The organism is Bacteroides sp. 224 (assembly GCF_010500995.1).
Lineage (GTDB): Bacteria > Bacteroidota > Bacteroidia > Bacteroidales > Bacteroidaceae > Bacteroides.
The window spans coordinates 53,409-56,049 of record NZ_QVMK01000040.1 but is presented as its reverse complement, the minus strand read 5'-3'; the positions used below and the strand labels follow the sequence as shown (position 1 = coordinate 56,049).

Annotated in this window: 4 protein-coding genes and 1 pseudogene; all 5 read right to left on the bottom strand. The window is 41.3% G+C overall.

Going from position 1 to position 2,641, the window contains the following annotated elements:
• Positions 1-252, bottom strand: a pseudogene (locus tag D0T60_RS15920) (hypothetical protein); the annotation flags it as partial.
• A 99-nt stretch (positions 253-351) separates the two neighbouring features.
• Positions 352-942: a DUF3575 domain-containing protein gene (locus D0T60_RS15915; RefSeq protein ID WP_163219123.1), complete on the bottom strand. Its 591-nt coding sequence runs from the start codon at positions 940-942 to the stop codon at positions 352-354.
• Positions 943-1,345: 403 nt separating this feature from the next.
• On the bottom strand, positions 1,346-1,825 hold the full coding sequence (locus D0T60_RS15910) for an N-acetylmuramoyl-L-alanine amidase (protein ID WP_163219122.1): 480 nt from the start codon (positions 1,823-1,825) through the stop codon (positions 1,346-1,348).
• A gap of 133 nt (positions 1,826-1,958) precedes the next feature.
• A complete protein-coding gene (locus tag D0T60_RS15905; protein ID WP_163219121.1) occupies positions 1,959-2,231 on the bottom strand; it encodes a hypothetical protein in 273 nt (90 codons plus the stop codon).
• A 34-nt stretch (positions 2,232-2,265) separates the two neighbouring features.
• Positions 2,266-2,641: DNA-binding protein (locus D0T60_RS15900; RefSeq protein ID WP_163219120.1), on the bottom strand; the 376-nt coding region annotated here is incomplete at its 5' end.

Sequence of the window (2,641 nt, the reverse complement as noted above, 5' to 3'; positions counted from 1 at the left end):
GATCATGGCGGAACACGAGGGTACTACACGAGCATCGATAGTTATATTAAAGGAGATATGTAAGCTGTCATTCTGTTCGCGAAACTCTTTCTGTACGATATGAAAAGCGCCGCGGAAGTCTTGGGCGGAAGCCGAGCCACAACCTAATGCAAGGAGGAAGAACAGCCTCACCCCGGCCCTCTCCCAAGGAGAGGGGGAAAGAATGCGTCGTAAAACGTGATTGATTGAAGATATATGATTTATTGTTGCCATATTAGTACATATTAATATTGAAAAAAGAAGTCTTAATTATTAGTCAAATCTATCCCCCCTTCTCCCTCTCCTTGGGAGAGGGAGAAGGGGAGAGGCTTTTTATTTTATAATATATATCAGCGAAATAGCCGCCTTCGTTATCCCCACATAATGCTTGTTGTTTTTATTAAGTAGGTCACCGCATTTATCGCAGGGGTATTTGTCGTAACTCAAATAAGCATACCCTACACCAATACCTGCCTCTAACGACCAGCGGTTGGAAAGCAACCAATGATATCCGTAGGAAAGACCTCCGCCCGCCAACCAGCCTTCATAACGATACTCTTTCAGGTGACCTCCGAAAGGCAGATTGCCTACATTGTATTGACCGTAGTGACCATGAATACCCAGGTGATGACCGTGAAAAGGTTCGCAAAGCCAGTAACGCAACTCGGGTTGTACCAGAAAGTGTTTCCACTTGCGGTTCTCACTAAAAGTCCAGGCATTGTAGTTGGCAGGAATGTCAATAGTGAATTTACGACCCGTTTTGAACTCAATCCCCAAGTTTAATGTGGCAGTGGCATCATAAAGCAAATTGCTTTTTATGGCAAAACGAGGTGTAGAGGGAATCATTCTACCAGTAGATTCTTGTGCGAACAAACACAAGGCTGGTAAAAACAGGGTTAATAATAGGGTTATTCTTAGTTTCATATCGTTCCAAATAGGCGTTTTAATAGTTGCTGTTGATGAGGATTAATTTTCTATGTTTACTATCCCAAGAGGATATTATGTTTGATGTTGCAGGTCTGTGTCATAAAATAGTTATTTAGTTTTCACTTTTGTCCGTTACTGTATAAGTGACGGACATTTCAAGAAAACACCACCACTAAGCAAACGGTAGTTTTTCAAAAGAGTTAAAGCGTTGATTAAAAAGTAAGGAAAAAAATATCCAAAGTTGCTACAGTTTTACTTTGAGATAGTAATTGCAAGGACTATGAACGAGGTCTTGTGGGTGGAACTGTGTGGATTGTTAGGTGGTAGTTTAGTCGATTGGTATTACACTAATATTACTAATGTAATAATAATATGAATTGACAATATATACAACTCTTCCTTACCTGATCCTCGCAAAAGGTCTCCTCCACGAAGCGCTCTCCATCTCTGCCCTCACATCATAACAAGGGCACATTTTTATCCATTCGTGTGGCTCTACAATGCCATTATTGTTTAAATCAGGGCTTAGATCCCGGTGACCACAAACCTCAGAATCCGGATATTCTTGCATTAATAACTTTATTAATACCCGAAGAGAATACTTTTGCCATCTGGTACGGGTATCCTTGGGCTTACCTTTGTTGTCAAGACCTCCCTCATAGCAAATACCTATAGAATAAGAATTGTGCCCTTTGGCATGAGCGCCGATTCTTTCTACGGGACGCATACGCTTTATATCACCATTCCGGCGAATGTAATAATGATAGCCTGCACCATTGAAACCTATTTGGCGATGATAACGATCAAGATCGTGTTCGGTGAAAGAAACGTTCTCGCAAGTAGCAGAACAATGAATAACGATTAGATTGATTTTACGCATTTGATGAATGATTTTAAGTAATTAACAAGGCTTATGAATCCCCTTGCCTTAACTTCTCTTCAAAGGCCAACGGCCTTTATGAAAATTCCCTATACGCAGGTGGTCCTCGCGCTTTTACACTTCCTCTCATACCCTATTTCCTTTCTCTACAATCCGCCGCGCTACACTTTTGGCTTGTAGCCAAAGCAATTTCTTCTCTAAGTTCGCAAAGTTCGGTGTGCATTTCTTTTATCCGATCGCTCAACTGAAAGTAGTCTTTCAGTATACGCTCAATCTGATTAACCAAAAACTCAAACTGACCTGTGATTAACTCGCTGAACTCCTTGAGTTTATGAGCGTCCTTCTTCTTTAGAAAAGGAAGAATGCCAAGCAGTAGCTCTGAAATGTGTACGATAACCTGTTTCATTTTTCTTTTTTTAATGTGAGTATTAAATTCATTATTAAGCAGATGGGTCGATAAAATCATCGCCACCATTGCCGCCACTATCATTACCACCATCATTGCCGCCATCATTATTAGAGTCGTCACCTTCGTCTGAGAGGCTCATTTTCAATGACTTAAGATAGGTCTGTAAGTCCACAAACTCCAACCGGTCGCCTGCACGAGTAGACGTTAGATTAGGGCGCACACTGGTAGAAGGGCGAAAGTTGATGCGCACAGCCTTTATGTTTTTGGCGGTACAATCCTTTTCTTCGGCAGCACCAACCGTACTGGCTGACAAACTAAACACTCCAAAGTTTTGGATATTCACCGAGTGGCCATTGTAAAGCGAAGAAAGCATAGCTTCCACAAAGTTTGACAGCACACTCAAAATA

Coding starts and splice junctions, on each gene's coding strand:
- D0T60_RS15915 (WP_163219123.1), bottom strand. CDS start 942: ATGAAACTAAGAATAACCCTATTATTAACCCTGTTTTTACCAGCCTTG.
- D0T60_RS15910 (WP_163219122.1), bottom strand. CDS start 1,825: ATGCGTAAAATCAATCTAATCGTTATTCATTGTTCTGCTACTTGCGAG.
- D0T60_RS15905 (WP_163219121.1), bottom strand. CDS start 2,231: ATGAAACAGGTTATCGTACACATTTCAGAGCTACTGCTTGGCATTCTT.